The following is a 15,927-nucleotide window of genomic DNA, read 5'->3' as shown; positions in this document are numbered from 1 at the left end:
TAGATTAATTTTAATTTCATAAAAAAATGTCCCGATAACTATCGGGACATTTTTTTTATGTTTGGTGGATTTTAAATTATTCTAAAATCATGTCTTTGTAGGGAATGACAGTTTGGTATCCTTTGGAAATAAAATAGGTTTTTGGATTAATTTCGGATAGTACCATCACAAAATCGCCACCCCAGGCACCAAGGCTTTTTATTTCGCCAATAAAATCAGAAAACAAATCTTCTTTAACTGTATTGGTTTCTAAAATGGTGCTCATAATAGCTTCGTGTTTGGCGATGGAAGCTGCCATAGCATGAGTTGTTTTTGCGTGAATGATTTCCTGAGTTAGTTTGTCTATTTTAGCAATGTTTTTTTCATTATCTGAGGTTTTGTTTCTTTGATAATTGGCAATGGCTGTTTTGCTGCTTTGCTTTTTATTCAAATACACAAAATAAATACTGTCCGTAAAATTAGGGTGGAAATGTATGGTTTCTACTTTTGGTTTTCCTGATTTCCGTTGGTAGATAATCGGGCTGTTATTCTGCGCACAGGCAATATCGTATCCGCTGCCGCCAAAACTATTTTCTAATAAAGTAAAAGCGTCAATTTGGAGCCATTGGGCAATATTGTTGATAAGCGTTGACGAAGTGCCTAATCCCCATTTTTTTGGAAAAGTCAATTCGGTGGTGATTTGGTAACCCGTGTTTTCTTTTATAAAATCCGGATTTAAAAGAAAAGCTTCGTGCAAAATTTTGATTAAAGTTTTTCTAACCGATTCCTCATCGGTCGTGCTGGGGTTTTCTATTTCAGTAAAGCTAATATTGTCTTCAAACCAAATACTGCCATCAGCATCGTAGCTTTTCCAACTGATTTGTGCAGTGTTATTTTTTTCTACAATTAAATTTTGACCAAATTTTGTAGGCAAAGCCAATGCTTTTGCACCGTCTAAAACCAGGTATTCGGCAGTAATTAATAATTTTCCGTTGCTGTAAAAAGTTTGTTTTGTATCCATTTACGAATTGGGTTATTCTTTGGTGGAACTTATTTTTTCCTTAAATCATTCACAAAATTTACCACGCCACTGTGTGAAACTACATGATTTTTAAAGTGTTTTTGTACCAAATGACGTTCTTCGTTGGTGGCTTCTAATTGGTTTAAAATGTTGTTCAGGTGCATTTTCATGTGTCCGTCCTGAATGCCTGTAGTGGTCAACGAACGCAAAGCGGCAAAGTTTTGTGCCAGTCCTGCTACGGCTACAATTTCCATGAGTTCTTTGGCAGAAGGGTTTTCTAACATTTCTAATGATAATTTCACCAAAGGATGCAACGTTGTCAATCCGCCTACGGTTCCTAAGGCTAAAGGAACTTCGAGCCAAAAGCTAAAAATGCCGTTCTCTATTTTAGCATGTGACAAACTGCTGTATTGTCCCTTTTTAGCGGCATAAGCATGAACACCGGCTTCTACAGCTCTGAAATCATTTCCGGTAGCCAGGATAACGGCGTCAATACCGTTCATGATTCCTTTGTTGTGAGTTACAGCGCGAAAAGGTTCAACTTCGGCAATTTGAACCGCCTGAACAAAACGTTCGGCAAATGCCTGCGGATCTGGAATATGTTTTTCGGCTAGGGCTTCAACCGGGCAGGAAACTTCAGCTCTGACAATGCAGTTTGGAACATAATTCGAAAGAATACTCATCACTACTTCGATGTTTTTTTCTTCTTCCGAAAAAAGTTCGTAAGCCTGTGCTTCGATTTTTAAAATTGTTGCAAATTGTTCCAAACAGGAGTTGATAAAATTAGCTCCCATGCTGTCTTTGGTTTCAAAAGTAGCATGCAGTTGGAAATAATTTGGCAACAATTGGGTTTTGTCTTCCAGAGTGATGTCCAGAATTCCGCCGCCACGCTGTTGCATGTTTTTGGTCAGACTTTCGGTTTCTGAGAAAAACTTGGACTTGGTTTGAGCAAAGAATAGCTCTAATTTCGAAATGTCTCCTTTGTAAATAAAATGAACCTGACCGATTTTTTCGGTGTTCAGAACAGTTGCTTTAAAGCCTCCTCTTGTTGCCCAAAATTTAGCCGATTTGGAAGCGGCAGCTACTACCGAACTTTCCTCAATAGCCATTGGAATGGTATAATTTTTTTCGTTAATGACGAAATTTGGAGCTACTCCCAGCGGAATATAGAAGTTACTGATGGTGTTTTCTATGAATTCATCGTGTAGTTTTTGAAGTTTTTCGTCACTGTTCCAGTATTTTTTTAATAATTGAATAGTGTTTCCGGGATTAGAAAAATAGGTAGAGGCAATCCAGCTTATTTTTTCTTCTTTTGATAGTTTTGAGAATCCTGTTACGGCTTTGTTCATTTTCAATGAATTATAAAGTAATGTGCGGCAAATATACGTTTTACAGCCTTTATTTGCCATTAATTTAGTGTCAATAATGAGATTGTAGTAATTTACCAAATGTATTTTTAGGTGTTAAATGAAGTGTTATTGTTATTTTTTTATTAAAATTGAATAGATTTTAATTAGAGTATAAGTTTATGAAGTATAAATTGTATCCATTTGTTTTCTTTTTGATGAGTTTGGTTGTTGCAGCACAACAAAATATCACCGTCGAATCCATTTACAGAGGACGATTTAGAACTCAGGATATGGATGAATTGCAGGCGCTGAAGAAAAGCAATCAATATACCGTTTTGAATTACAATGGCTCGGCTCTGACCACGCAGATTAACTTGTATGATTTTGCTACTTTGCAAAAAAAAGCCACGATTATCGATACTAAAGATCATATAGGTATGCCGATGATTGATAGTTATGTTTTTGATTCGAATGAAAAGATGTTGTTGTTGGCTTGTAATTCCAGTCAGGTGTATCGTCACTCTTTTACTGCCGATTACTATTTGTATGATCTTTCAAATAAGCAAATAACCAAATTATTTGATTTTCAAATTCAGGAACCTACTTTTTCTCCTGACGGCAAAAAGATAGCTTTTGCTCGTGATAATAATTTATTTGTATATGATATTGCCTCTAAAAATACGATTCAAATTACCAAAGACGGAGTTAAAAATGCTGTAATCAACGGGATTTGTGATTGGGTTTACGAAGAGGAGTTTGCATTTGTCAGAGCTTTTGACTGGTCCAAAGACAGCAAGAAAATTGCGTACATCCGATTTGATGAATCTCAAGTTCCGGAAGTTTCTATGCCGGTTTATGGAGAAAGTTTGTATCCACAAATGCTAACTTTTAAGTATCCAAAAGCCGGAGAAAAAAACTCAGAAGTTTCTCTTCATATTTTTGATATTAATTCCCAGCAAACGCAAAAAGTCAATCTGAGTAATTACTCCGATTTTTATATTGCCAGAATGCAATGGACTAATGATGCCAATGTTTTATCGGCTCAGGTTTTAAACCGCCATCAGGATAATTTGGATTTACTTTTTATTGACGGGACAACAGCCGGTGCAAAAGTTGTTTTGAACGAAAAAGACAAAGCTTATATTGATGTAACCGATAATTTAACCTTTTTAAAAGACAATAGCTTTATTTGGACCAGCGAAAAAGACGGTTTTAATCATATTTATTATTATGATAAAAACGGCAAATTGAAAAATCAAGTAACCAAAGGAAACTGGGAAATAACTTCTTTTTACGGATTGGATGAAAAAACCAATACGCTTTTTTATCAGTCAACCGAAAATGGTTCGATAAACAGAGCCATCTATAAAATAGGATTAAAAGGAAATAATAAAGTAGCTTTGTCAAATGGAACAGGAACGTATGAAGCTACTTTTAGTACTGATTTTAGTTATTTTATTCAGACCTTTTCAAGTGCTAGTCAGCCTACAACTTATACTTTAAATGAAACTAAATCCGGGAAAGAATTAAAAGTTATTGAGAATAATACGGCACTTAGTTCCAGTTTAAAAAGCTTTAATTTGCCTCAAAAAGAATTCTTTGTGTTAAAAACGGAGAAAGGAAACGAATTAAACGCCTGGATTTTAAAACCTAAAGATTTTGATGCCAACAAAAAATATTCGGTTTTCATGACGCAGTATTCGGGACCTGGTTCGCAACAGGTGGCTAATACATGGAACACAATCGATGATTATTGGTACATGATGTTGGCGCAGCAGGGTTATATTGTCGTTTGTGTGGATGGACGCGGAACCGGTTTTAAGGGGGCTGCTTTTAAAAAAGTAACACAGTTACAATTAGGTAAATACGAAGTGGAAGATCAGATTGATGCTGCTAAAACAATAGGGAATTATACTTATGTGGACAAAAACAGAATTGGAATTTTCGGATGGTCTTATGGCGGTTTTATGGCTTCTAATTGTATTTTGAAAGGAAATGATATTTTTAAAATGGCTATTGCGGTGGCTCCGGTGACTAATTGGCGTTTTTATGATTCGGTTTATACCGAAAGATACATGCACACACCCCAGGAAAATGCGGGAGGTTATGACGATAATTCGCCGATTAATTTTGCCAAACAATTAAAGGGAAAATATCTTTTGATTCATGGTAGCGCCGATGATAATGTGCATTTGCAAAATACAATGCAAATGATGTCGGCTTTAATTCAGGCTAATAAACAATTTGAATCTCAAATTTATCCGGATTGTAATCATGGGATTTACGGGGGAATGACGCGCATTCAGTTGTTTAATAAGATAACCAATTTTATTCATGAAAATTTATAGCTAGCTAAAAACGTTTAGTTTTAAAATATTTGCGATAAAAATAGAAAGAAGGAGAAAATTTAATATTGAAGTTTATGAATCAAGACAATCAAAATGATTTTTTTAAAAAATCTGTTCTGGGACATCCTGCAGGTTTATTTGTGCTTTTCTTTACCGAAATGTGGGAGCGTTTTTCTTATTACGGAATGCGTGCCTTGTTGGTTTTATTCTTAACAACTTCAATCGCAGATGGAGGTTGGGCATGGAATGTAGAAAACGCTATGGCTTTGTACGGAACCTACACCATGGTGGTTTATTTTACACCAATTATTGGAGGTTATCTAGCCGATCGCTTTTTGGGGTACCGTCGTGCTGTAGTTATTGGAGCTTTGATTATGACCTTAGGACATGCTTCGATGGCAATTGAAACCCCTACGTTTTTATATATTGGTATCGTTTGTTTGATGATAGGAAATGGTTTTTTTAAGCCTAATATGACTTCTATTATTTCAAATGCTTATGCTAAACATCCGGAGAAAAAAGACGGAGCTTATTCGTTGTTTTATATGGGAGTAAATGCCGGAGCCTTTTTAGGAATTATGCTTTGCGGATACATTGGCGAAAAAGTTTCCTGGAGTTTAGGTTTTGGTTTAGCCGGAATTTTTATGTTTTTTGGAATGTTACAATTTTATTTTACACAAAATATTTTTGGAAATATTGGATTGCCGCCAACAGCCGAAACCAAAAAGGCGATTAAAGATAAGGAAGCAGAAGAAAATGATGCGCCACATATTATTCGTGACCGAATCATCGCAGTGGTTATTTTTTCGGTTTTCTCGGTTTTCTTCTGGGCTTCTTTTGAACAGGCCGGAGGTTCGATGACTATTTTTGCAGAAAAATTTACTCAAAGAGAATTGTTTGGGAATGCTGCCTGGACTTTCAAGATTGTGGATGCTTTATTAACTATTATGCCGTTATTGGTTATTAGTTATGTTTTAGTGAAATTGTTCTCCAAAACTGTAAAAGAATACGCATTAGGAAACAGTATTCTGGCATTGAGTTTTATTATTATCTGGGGAATTGTAATTTGGAAAATCAACAGGGATTTCTCAGCAACAGAAGCTGAAGTGCCGGCTTCCTGGTTTGGAATTTTAAACTCTTTATTCATTATTTGTTTTGCTCCTTTTTTCTCAAAATGGTGGGAAAGCAAGTATAATATTTCCGGACCAATGAAATTTGGACTTGGTTTAACTTTGTTAGGGCTAGGTTTCGGATTTTTGGCTTACGGAAGTATGGGTATTAGCACTGATTCTGTGGTGCGTGTAAGTATGGTTTGGCTTATTGCGGCTTATTTATTCCATACTTTGGGAGAATTGTGTATTTCTCCGGTGAGTTTGTCATATATCAGTAAATTAATTCCGGCCAGCTGGATTGGCATTATGTTTGGAGTGTATTATCTGTTTTTAGGAATGGGGAATAAATTAGCCGGTTCTATGGGAGGTTTAATAGAAACGATTAGTCAGGAGTACAGCTTGTCAACATTCTTTTTGATTTTTACGATTATTCCAATAGGATTAGGAGTAATCATGTTGTTGTTAACACCTGTGATGAAAAAGTTAATGCATGGTGTGAATTGATTTTATTTTACTAATATTGTTCTTGTTATTTAAAAGAATAATTATGAAAAAAATATATTTAATTGCTGTTTTCTTTTTAGGTCTGGTTGTAACTCAGGCTCAGGAACTCAAATGGCATACTGATGTTAAGGAAGCAATTGCTATTGGGAACAAAGAGCATAAACCTTTATTGTTGTTTTTTACAGGAAGTGACTGGTGTGGTTGGTGTATTCGTTTGCAAAAAGAAGTTTTGTTAACGCCGGAGTTCACTAAATGGGCTAAAGAGAAAGTAGTTTTGGTTGAATTGGATTATCCAAGAAGCGTACCTCAAACCCAAGAGGTTAAAAGACAAAATTACGAATTGCAAAATGCCTTTGGTGTGCAGGGTTACCCAACCGTTTATTTTGCTACAGCTTCCACTCGTGAAGATGGTAAAATAAATTTTCAGGGACTTGGAAAAACAGGTTATGTTCCCGGAGGTCCGGTAGCCTGGTTGGAAGTGGCTAATGGAATTTTAAATCAGAAATAAAAAGTAAATTTACTTTAATTGGAAATATCCCTTTTCGGCAGTAGCATGAAAAGGGATTTTTTGTTTTCGGCAACTGCTTTCCCAATGCTTTAAAACGGATTTGTAATTAGAGCCGTCGGCAATAAGCAATTTAGGTTTTAAGGTGCGTAACATTCGGTCAATATTGATTTTTGGAGTTTGTGTAAGCAGGATAATGTCAGGCTTGCAATTTTTTGGAAAAAGTCCAAGACTGTCCAAAATCAAAATCTTAGCGCCTTTAAAATAAGCGGTATGTCTCAGTTTTTGTTGTTTTACCAAATGGCTAAAGTTCCCCGTTAAATAGTTTTTCAGGAGTTTGTGGTTTTTAATCAAACTGTCATTGGAATACAGAAAGACTTCCTGTCCATGTCGTTCTACAAGGATTGTTTTTCTTTTTGCATTCAAAACAATCCATTCGTTCTGATTTTGAATCTGCCAATGATTGAATAATAGCATGAGCTGGAAAAAGAGTATTGCAGATAAAAGCATCGAAAGTCTTTTAAAATGAGGTTTTGTGAGCCAGATGATAATCGCACAAATAAGCAGATAACTACTAATAACCAGGTAAAAGTTGAAAGGAATGTCCTTGATGATAAAATTTTCTAAGGAAGCAATTCCGTTAATAATTTTATTCAGGGAAAGAATACTCCATTCAAAAGCTTTTAGAAGCCAAAAAGGAGTGAGTCCTAATGCTGCCAGAAACATTACTATAATTCCAACAAACATAATCAGGCTGAGTAAAGGGATAACAATCAAATTGGTAACAAAAAACAATCCCGGGAATTGATGAAAATAATACAAACTCAGAGGAAGTGTACCCAGTTGAGCCGCAATTGAAACACTCAGGATATCCCAAAAGTATTTTGTGATTTTATTTTCAGGTTTCCAAAAAGAAGCTAAAACCGGTTGAAACCAAACAATAAAAAATACGGCAAGATAACTCAGTTGGAACCCAACATCGAATAAAAAGTAAGGTTCAAAAAGCAATATTATCAGCATTGAAACTAACAAAGTGTGAAAAATATTGACGCCTCTCCGTAGGTATAAACCGATTGCCATAAAGGAAAACATTGTGACTGAACGAACGATTGAAGGGGATAATCCGGCAAGCAACGCAAATAAAAATAAACTTGTCAGAACTATTGTCAGTTTGATGGTGGCACCTTTTCGATGATTTGGAATGGGTTTGAGTATAAAATTAAGGAACAGGAAAATAAATCCCACATGTAAACCTGAAACCGATAAAATATGAATAGCGCCGGCATATTGGTAATCCTGAATAATTTCAGAAGAAAGTTCCTGTCGTTGTCCTAAAATGAGTGCTGATGCAACCGCAAGAGCATTTGTATTAAAAGCGCTCTGCTCTAAGTTGGAAATTATTCCGGTTCTGATTTGAGCAATGTAAAACCAAATGTCTTTTTGAAGATGGATTCCAATTTTAAGATGTTCCGGAGTGCTGTATAGTTGGGCGTAAATTTGTTTCTTGTTCAGGTAGTTGCTATAATCAAACTGCATGGGATTGTCCGGTTTTCGGTTTTTTTGCAAATGACCCTCAATTTCCATAATTGTTCCCACCCGGAATGGATTTGGTATCGTTTCTTTAGGAAGATTCAGTAAAATGCGACCGCTGTATTTTTTGCGATCGATGGCTTGAATTACAGCGATATAGCGCTGATGGTACGGAGAACTTTTTAGTTTTTCTCTGATTACCAGATTTATTTTGGATTCTTTTTCAAAAACCGATTTTAAATTGCTGTAATTGTCTTTCCGGAAAGCCTCAGTTTGAATAATCAAGCTGCTCATTCCTGTTAAAAAAGAAATCGCGTAGGTGAGGAGTGAAAAAAAGAGTTTACTTTTTTTGATATATCGTGCTCCAAAAAATAAAATAGCTGCTACCATTAATAGCAACAATAATGTGCCAAAGACCAAATAAATATCCGCTTGCCAATAAAAAGCAATCAGGATTCCTGATAAGAAACCCATTGTGATTTTTGCCAAAGGATATTGTAGTACTTTCATAATTCTAAAGTACGAATTTTCGGCAATAGAAAGTTTTTTTAAGGCAGAATTCTGTTTAGTTGAGCAAAAGCTTTTTCGTAATAAGCTTCTTTGGTTGAGGAAATGATAACGCCTCTGGAAGTTGAAGCATGGATAAATTGCAGTTCGTCATCTTTGGTGTTAACAATAATTCCTACGTGATTAATCCGATTTCGGTTATTGGTTTTGAAAAAAATCAAATCGCCTTTTTGTGCTTTTGAAACATTTTTTCCTAAGTCAGTGCCAATTTTTGCCTGTTCATATGAACTTCTGGGTAGTTTAATGTCAAATTGATTAAAGGTTGTAAATACCAATCCCGAACAGTCAAATCCGGCTTTGGTAGTTCCGGCATATTTATAAGGAACGCCAATGTTTTCCGAAGCCGAGTGGATGATTTCATCCGCCAGATGATTGCGGTTTCTGGTGTTGCTGTTTATTCCCGAAGCTGATTTACAGGAAGCAAAAAGAATTGAAATAAAAATTAAAGTAAATAACGGTTTTAAGAGACTGGTGTTACGCATTCAAATCGGCAATAATTAATTGGGCTGTTTTTTCGCTGGCTCCGGTTCCTCCTAATTTTTGTTCTAAAGCATCATAGTTAGTCAAAAGATTCTTTCGGTATTCCGGATTCAATATTTTAGTTAACTCTTTTTTTATGTTTTTAGTATTGCAGGCATCCTGAATTAATTCGGTTACGACTTCTTTGTCCATAATCAAGTTGACTAAAGAAATGTATTTTAAGGTAATAATGCGTTTGGCAATTTGGTACGAAATCCAGTTTCCACGGTAACAAACCACTTCCGGAACCTTAAAAAGTGCTGTTTCTAAAGTCGCTGTTCCCGAAGTAACTAAGGCAGCATGAGCTATTTTTAACAAATCATAAGTTTTGTTCGAAATGAATTTGATGTTGTTTTTGGTAATAAAGCTTTTGTAAAAATCATATTCCTGACTGGGAGCTCCCGCAATGACAAATTGGTAATCAGGAAAATCGTCTACTACACTCAACATTAGCGAAAGCATTTTGGTAATTTCCTGTTTTCGGCTACCGGGAAGTAAGGCAATGATAGGTTTTTCGTTTAGATTATTTTCTGCTTTAAAAGTGGTACTATCAATTGGTTTTTGATTCTGAATCGCATCAATTAGCGGATGTCCCACAAATTCCACCGGATAATGGTGTTTGTCTTCGTAAAAGTTTTTTTCAAAAGGTAAAATCACATACATTTTGTCCACATCTCTTTTGATGGCTTTGATGCGGTTTTCTTTCCATGCCCAAATTTGTGGCGAAATATAATAATGGGTTTTAATACCCTTTTCTTTAGCCCATTGCGCAATACGCATGTTGAAACCCGGATAATCAATGAAAATAATGACATCAGGTTGGAATTGAAGAATGTCTTCTTTGCAAAATTTGATATTGTTTAAAATGGTTTTCAAATTAAACAATACTTCTGCAAATCCCATAAAAGCCAAATCCCGATAATGTTTGACCAAAGTTCCGCCGGCAGCCTGCATCAAGTCGCCGCCCCAAAAACGAATTTCGGCATTGGAATCCTGTTTAAGCAGCGCTTTCATTAAGTTAGAACCGTGTAAATCACCCGAGGCTTCTCCGGCTATAATGTAGTATTTCATTGTTATTGTTTAATTTAAAATCGTAAAAATACTGGAATTATTCGTTCCAATTCCAGCTGTTGAGTTGTTGTGTGGCATGATAAGCGGTCAGGTCAAATTGTACAGGAACAACCGAAATGTATCCGTTTTTCAATGCCCACTCGTCAGTATCTTCGCCGTGATCCTGATTTACAAATTCGCCTGAAAGCCAGTAATAATCACGTCCCTGCGGCGTTTTTCGTTTATGGAATAATTCTTTCCAAAAAGCCTTAGCCTGACGGCAAATTTTAATTCCTTTGATTTCTTCTTTTTTTAATTTTGGGAAATTTACATTTAAAACTACATCTTTCGGAAGTTTGTTTTCTAAAGCTTCCAGAGTTATTTTTTTGATGTACGGTTTGATTTCTTCAAAATTAGCATTCCAGTCAAAATCCAAAAGTGAGAAACCAATCGCTGGAATTCCTTCAATTCCGGCTTCAATGGCAGCGCTCATTGTTCCCGAATAAATGATATTTATCGACGAATTGGAACCGTGATTTACACCTGAAACACACAAATCCGGCTTTCGTTTTAAAACTTCGTTAACCGCAATTTTCACACAATCGGCGGGAGTTCCGGAACAGCTGTAAATGCGAATCGGATCGTTTTCGGTCGAAATAGGATTCAGGTACAAAGTCTCGTTGGTCGTGATAGCGTGTCCCATGCCGCTTTGTGGTTTATCAGGGGCAACAACTACAATTTCGCCAATTTCGGCCATTACTTCAATTAGAGCTTTGATTCCCGGAGCCGAAACACCATCATCGTTTGTGATTAAAATTAAGGGTTTGTTTTGTTTCATTTTTAGGAATGATTTTTGTGAACTTTTGACAGATAAAAAGTCATATTTGAAACAAAGTAAACAAATTTTATTCAGTTGGCGGATTATTGGGATTAAGAAAAAAACAATTTTATATCTTTAACAAAAAATTATGGAAGCCTTATCATTCTTGACTTGGTTTTTCCCTTAACTTAGTTTAAAAAAATGAATGAATACTATTATTAGTCTTATGAAGAGAAATTATAAATTACTTCTTACCGTTGTTTTTTTATCGGTAGCGCTATTTGCATTTAAAATAAAATCGGCCTCAGATGTCGATCCGGATAAAGATAAATTACTTTTAGAATTATTGACTTTTGTTATTGAAAAAGGACATTATAGTCCGGCAGCTATAGATGATAATTTTTCTAAAGGCGTTTATAAAGATTACATTCAGGCGTTGGATCCTTCCAAACGTTTCTTTTTACAATCGGATATTGACGAATTTTCTAAGTACGAATTAGAATTGGATGATGAGTTGATGAACAGAGATTTAACGTTCTTTACGTTGACTTACGAACGTTTGATGCAACGTATGAAAGAAAGTCAGGGATTGTATAAGGAAATTTTAAAAGCTCCTTTTGATTTTAATGTCGATGAAAGTTTTAATACGGATTATGAAAAAGCGCCTTACGCAAAAAATGAAGCGGAGCTTAAAGAGCGTTGGAGAAAACAGTTGAAATTAACAGCGCTTTCTTCTTTGACTGATCGCTTGAAAATGCAGGAAAATAAAGGAAAACTTTCTAAAGAAGAAACGGATTTGCTTTCTAATCCTTTAGAAAATGACGGCGAGACCGTTGTTCCAACTGAAACTAAAAAAGACATTGTTGCAGACAGCAAACCTAAATCTTTTGCCGAATTAGAAAAAGAAACCAGAGAGAGTACTTCTAAATCTTTGGACGAATATTTTGGTTTTATGAAAGATTTAAACCGTAACGACTGGTTTTCGGTTTATATCAATTCTATTACAGCTCGTTTTGATCCGCACACCAATTATTTTGCACCGGAAGAAAAAGAGCGTTTTGATGTAAGTATGAGTGGAACTCTGGAAGGAATTGGTGCCCGTTTACAAAAGAAAAACGATTATACTGAAATCTCCGAATTGATTTCTGGTGGACCGGCTTGGAGAGGAAAAGAGCTGGAAGCCGGAGATCTTGTGATGAAAGTGGCTCAGGGCGAAGGTCAGCCGGTTGATGTTGTTGGGATGCGTTTAGACGATGTAGTGAAAAAAATCAAAGGTCCAAAAGGAACTGAAGTTCGTTTAACCGTTAAAAAAGTTGATGGTACGATTAAAGTAATTTCGATTATCAGAGATATTGTTGAGATTGAAGAAACTTATGCTAAATCAAGTATCGTAAACAAAAACGGATTGAAATACGGGGTGATTTATTTGCCTAAATTCTATATCAATTTTGAAAACAAAGACGGAAGAGATGCCGGTAAGGATATTGCTTTAGAGGTTGAAAGACTGAAACAGGCTAAAGTAGACGGAATTGTACTGGACGTTCGTGATGATGGTGGAGGTTCGTTATCTACAGTTGTGGACATCGCCGGATTGTTTATCGAGCAGGGACCAATTGTTCAAATCAAATCTTCCGGAAGAAAAAAAGAAGTTTTGTATGACAGAGATAAGAAAATCGAATGGGACGGACCGCTGGTGGTTATGGTAAACAGTTTTTCGGCTTCAGCTTCAGAGATTTTGGCGGCTGCTATTCAGGATTATAAACGTGGCGTTATCATTGGTAGTAAGCAAACTTATGGTAAAGGAACGGTGCAGAATGTGATTGATTTAAACCAGTTTGTTCGTAACAGTGCGGTGGGCGATTTAGGGGCGCTAAAAACTACGACACAGAAGTTTTACAGAATCAACGGAGGTTCAACTCAGTTAGAAGGTGTGAGCAGTGATGTGGTGATGCCGGATCGTTATTCTTATTTAAAAATGGGAGAGCGCGATGTAGAAAATGCAATGCCTTGGGATAAGATTGATGCTGCTGATTATAGTGTTTGGAATAACAATGCTAATTTCAGCAAGGCTATTTCACACAGTAAAGAGCGAATTGAGGCTAATCCACAATTTAAGCTGATTGAGGAGAATGCCAAATGGATTGATGCCCGTAGCGAAGAAAATGAGTATAGTTTAAACATTGATAAGTTTAGAAAAGCTCAGAGTGCCATTGAGGAAAAAGCTAAGAAATTTAAGCCAATTTTTGAATATAAAAATAATTTGAAATTTACTTCTCTGCCTTATGAAACAGAGCAAATGAGTAAAGACAATATTTTGAAAGAGAAAAGAGATCGTTGGCACGAAAGTTTGTCTAAAGATATTTATGTTGAAGAAGCCTTAAATATTTTAGATGATTTACAAACCAAAGTAAATTTGAAAAACAATACGATTCCGTCTAATAAACTGAAAAAAGCTAATTTAGCGAAATCATAATAAAATATTGAATAATGAGGAACGCTCTGGAAATTGATTCGGTTTTCAGAGCGTTTTTATTTAAAAAAAGACTATGAATAAAAAGTTTGGTGTACTGTTCGTCGTTTTGGGGTTTGTTTTTTTAGCCTGTAAGCAGAAGGAAACCCTAAATTTTTCAGATAAAAAGATAAAAGTAGTTGATATAGAAGGGAAGCAATCCGCGCAGGATTTAAATTTTTATTTGCCCAAATCGGCTAATGCTCAAATTGTAAAACATTCTTATTATACTTTGTCGTATAATGAAAAAGCCGAACAGGCCGAATGGGTCGCTTATGAACTGAAGAAAGATTATGTGAAAAATAGTGATTTTAAACGTCCTTTTTTTATCGAAGATCCCAAAGTGAGTTCGCAATCGGCAGATTGGAGAAATTATAAAAATTCGGGCTATGATAAAGGGCATTTGTGTCCGGCGGCCGACATGGAATTTAATCTTTCGGCTTATAACGACACTTTTTTTACTTCGAATATCAGTCCGCAAAACCACGATTTTAATTCCGGAATCTGGAACCGATTGGAACAGAAAATTCGTTTTTGGGCCGTTAAATATGACGGGCTGATTGTGGTTACCGGCGGTGTTTTGAAAGGAAATTTGAAAACAATTGGCAGCGAAAATGTAAAAGTGCCTGAGTATTTTTATAAAATAGCTTTGAATTATACCAAAGGGAATTATAAAGTCATTGCTTTTTTAGTTCCCAATAAAAAAAGCAGTAAATCTATTTTTGATTATGTGGTTTCGGTTGATGAAATTGAGTCAAAAACCGGAATTGATTTTTTTCCTAAACTAAATGACAAAATTGAAAATAGTCTGGAAAAGAGTGTTAATGTTAATTCCTGGTTTGTGAAATAAATCAGGAATTAATAAAAACTACCATTCGTTTACTTTATTAGCATCCATTTTAAGGAAGATAAACAGCAAAATGGTAAATCCCCAAAGTCCGGAACCTCCATAAGAAAAGAAAGGTAATGGTACTCCGATAGTTGGGAAAATTCCAATAACCATCGCAATGTTTACAAAGAAATGAATGAATAAGATGGCGGCAGTACAGTAGCCATACACGCGGCTGAATTTGGTTTTTTGTCTTTCGGCCAGATAAATAATTCTTAGAAAAAGAGTTACAAAGAGTGCAACTACCACAACCGAACCCACAAAACCCCATTCTTCACCCACAGTGGTAAAGATATAATCGGTGTGTTGTTCAGGGACGAAACCGCCTTTGGTTTGCGTGCCTTCTAAAAATCCTTTACCAAACCAACCACCGGAACCAATCGCGATTTCAGATTGGTTGGTGTTGTATCCGATTCCTTTTAAATCAACAGTTTTACCTAATAAAATATTGAAACGGTCTCTATGGTGTTGCTTGAACACGTTTTCAAAAACATAATTTACCGAAAAAACAAATCCGGACATCAAAGTAAACAAAAGGGTGCTGGCTATGATATTTCTGTTAGCTAAACGCGATCTCCAATAAACAATTACAGTAGTAATAAACGCCAATAAAATAACATATTGCGGCTGGAGTATGAGTGTGAGTACAAAGAGTAATATGGCTATAAATACTGTCCAGATATACCAGGCAGGCAGACCTTCGCGGTAAAGGACAATAATAAGAAAACAATAGATTAAAGCACTTCCCGGATCGTGAAAAACAATCAGCAAAATAGGTAATCCTAATATGCTTAATACCTGAAACTGTCGGTTAACATCTTTTAAGTTAATTTGTGAATCACTCAGATATTTAGCCAAAGCCAGAGCTGTAGCTGATTTAACAAACTCAGAAGGCTGAATACCAAAAGAACCAAAGGAATACCAGTTGGCCTGACCTTTAATCGTTTTTCCAAAAACGAATAAACCGGCCAAAGAGAGCAGTCCTATGACATAGATGACGCTGGCATATTTTTCGTAGAATTTTCCATCGACAAATAGTAAAATAAAAATCAAGGGAATAGTCAGAACAATAAACATCAATTGTTTGTTTGAAGTTCCTTCCATTGAAGATAAAGAGGAAGAATAAATGTTAAGCCAGCCCATTATAACTAAAACGCTGTAAATAATAACACATATCCAATCGATATTTTTCTTTACACTTTGATTTTTCATTTGTAAAAGAATG

At 35.7% G+C, this 15,927-nt stretch carries 12 protein-coding genes; 5 read left to right on the top strand and 7 right to left on the bottom strand.

Translation table 11 applies throughout. The features are described 5' to 3' along the window. Positions 1-76 precede the first annotated feature (76 nt). Together B6A10_RS03285 and B6A10_RS03280 are read right to left on the bottom strand one after the other, a co-directional pair. The gene (locus B6A10_RS03285; protein ID WP_188219702.1) at positions 77-1,000 is read right to left on the bottom strand and encodes a GYDIA family GHMP kinase; all 924 of its coding nucleotides are present in this window, start codon (positions 998-1,000) and stop codon (positions 77-79) included. A 29-nt stretch (positions 1,001-1,029) separates the two neighbouring features. Beyond that, a complete protein-coding gene (locus tag B6A10_RS03280; RefSeq protein WP_055094515.1) occupies positions 1,030-2,349 on the bottom strand; it encodes a hydroxymethylglutaryl-CoA reductase, degradative in 1,320 nt (439 codons plus the stop codon). A 179-nt stretch (positions 2,350-2,528) separates the two neighbouring features. Between B6A10_RS03280 and B6A10_RS03275 the strand changes: the two genes are divergently transcribed. The 3 genes from B6A10_RS03275 (at position 2,529) to B6A10_RS03265 (ending at position 6,821) form a co-directional block, all read left to right on the top strand. Then, complete coding sequence (locus tag B6A10_RS03275) at positions 2,529-4,697, top strand: S9 family peptidase (RefSeq protein WP_055094517.1); 2,169 nt, start codon at positions 2,529-2,531, stop codon at positions 4,695-4,697. A 74-nt stretch (positions 4,698-4,771) separates the two neighbouring features. Beyond that, complete coding sequence (locus B6A10_RS03270) at positions 4,772-6,313, top strand: peptide MFS transporter (protein WP_188219701.1); 1,542 nt, start codon at positions 4,772-4,774, stop codon at positions 6,311-6,313. A 43-nt stretch (positions 6,314-6,356) separates the two neighbouring features. Then, positions 6,357-6,821 carry a thioredoxin family protein gene (locus tag B6A10_RS03265; protein ID WP_055094520.1) on the top strand — a complete coding sequence of 155 codons (465 nt, stop codon included), beginning with the start codon at positions 6,357-6,359 and terminating at the stop codon, positions 6,819-6,821. Between the two features lie 9 nt (positions 6,822-6,830). On the opposite strand, the gene B6A10_RS03260 is transcribed toward B6A10_RS03265, so the two are convergent. From B6A10_RS03260 to surE, 4 genes are read right to left on the bottom strand one after another with little or no spacing between them, the layout of a single operon-like run. Further along, positions 6,831-8,858 (bottom strand): ComEC/Rec2 family competence protein, encoded by a 2,028-nt coding sequence (locus B6A10_RS03260; RefSeq protein WP_188219700.1) that lies wholly within the window; start codon positions 8,856-8,858, stop codon positions 6,831-6,833. A 38-nt stretch (positions 8,859-8,896) separates the two neighbouring features. Beyond that, positions 8,897-9,397, bottom strand: a complete 501-nt coding sequence (locus B6A10_RS03255) for a C40 family peptidase (protein ID WP_188219699.1) — start codon at positions 9,395-9,397, stop codon at positions 8,897-8,899. After that, positions 9,390-10,505, bottom strand: coding sequence for a lipid-A-disaccharide synthase (lpxB, locus tag B6A10_RS03250; protein WP_188219698.1), 1,116 nt, complete (start codon positions 10,503-10,505; stop codon positions 9,390-9,392). The genes B6A10_RS03255 and lpxB overlap by 8 nt, the downstream gene beginning before the upstream one ends. A gap of 37 nt (positions 10,506-10,542) precedes the next feature. Next, complete coding sequence (gene surE, locus B6A10_RS03245; RefSeq protein WP_188219697.1) at positions 10,543-11,322, bottom strand: 5'/3'-nucleotidase SurE; 780 nt, start codon at positions 11,320-11,322, stop codon at positions 10,543-10,545. Between the two features lie 187 nt (positions 11,323-11,509). Here surE and B6A10_RS03240 point away from each other — a divergent pair, with 187 nt between their 5' ends. Beyond that, entirely contained in the window at positions 11,510-13,777 is a 2,268-nt protein-coding gene (locus B6A10_RS03240) for a carboxy terminal-processing peptidase (RefSeq protein WP_188219696.1), read from the top strand. Positions 13,778-13,850: 73 nt separating this feature from the next. Beyond that, positions 13,851-14,663, top strand: coding sequence for a DNA/RNA non-specific endonuclease (locus B6A10_RS03235; RefSeq protein ID WP_188219695.1), 813 nt, complete (start codon positions 13,851-13,853; stop codon positions 14,661-14,663). Positions 14,664-14,681: 18 nt separating this feature from the next. Here B6A10_RS03235 and rodA read toward each other — a convergent pair whose 3' ends face one another. Further along, positions 14,682-15,914: a rod shape-determining protein RodA gene (gene rodA, locus B6A10_RS03230; protein WP_188219694.1), complete on the bottom strand. Its 1,233-nt coding sequence runs from the start codon at positions 15,912-15,914 to the stop codon at positions 14,682-14,684. Positions 15,915-15,927 lie beyond the last annotated feature (13 nt).

This window comes from Flavobacterium pokkalii (genome assembly GCF_014596575.1).
Classification (GTDB): Bacteria; Bacteroidota; Bacteroidia; order Flavobacteriales; family Flavobacteriaceae; genus Flavobacterium; species Flavobacterium pokkalii.
This window is presented reverse-complemented; position numbering and strand designations above follow the sequence as displayed.

Coding starts and splice junctions, on each gene's coding strand:
- B6A10_RS03285 (WP_188219702.1), bottom strand. CDS start 1,000: ATGGATACAAAACAAACTTTTTACAGCAACGGAAAATTATTAATTACT.
- B6A10_RS03280 (WP_055094515.1), bottom strand. CDS start 2,349: ATGAACAAAGCCGTAACAGGATTCTCAAAACTATCAAAAGAAGAAAAA.
- B6A10_RS03275 (WP_055094517.1), top strand. CDS start 2,529: ATGAAGTATAAATTGTATCCATTTGTTTTCTTTTTGATGAGTTTGGTT.
- B6A10_RS03270 (WP_188219701.1), top strand. CDS start 4,772: ATGAATCAAGACAATCAAAATGATTTTTTTAAAAAATCTGTTCTGGGA.
- B6A10_RS03265 (WP_055094520.1), top strand. CDS start 6,357: ATGAAAAAAATATATTTAATTGCTGTTTTCTTTTTAGGTCTGGTTGTA.
- B6A10_RS03260 (WP_188219700.1), bottom strand. CDS start 8,858: ATGAAAGTACTACAATATCCTTTGGCAAAAATCACAATGGGTTTCTTA.
- B6A10_RS03255 (WP_188219699.1), bottom strand. CDS start 9,397: ATGCGTAACACCAGTCTCTTAAAACCGTTATTTACTTTAATTTTTATT.
- lpxB (WP_188219698.1), bottom strand. CDS start 10,505: ATGAAATACTACATTATAGCCGGAGAAGCCTCGGGTGATTTACACGGT.
- surE (WP_188219697.1), bottom strand. CDS start 11,322: ATGAAACAAAACAAACCCTTAATTTTAATCACAAACGATGATGGTGTT.
- B6A10_RS03240 (WP_188219696.1), top strand. CDS start 11,510: ATGAATACTATTATTAGTCTTATGAAGAGAAATTATAAATTACTTCTT.
- B6A10_RS03235 (WP_188219695.1), top strand. CDS start 13,851: ATGAATAAAAAGTTTGGTGTACTGTTCGTCGTTTTGGGGTTTGTTTTT.
- rodA (WP_188219694.1), bottom strand. CDS start 15,914: ATGAAAAATCAAAGTGTAAAGAAAAATATCGATTGGATATGTGTTATT.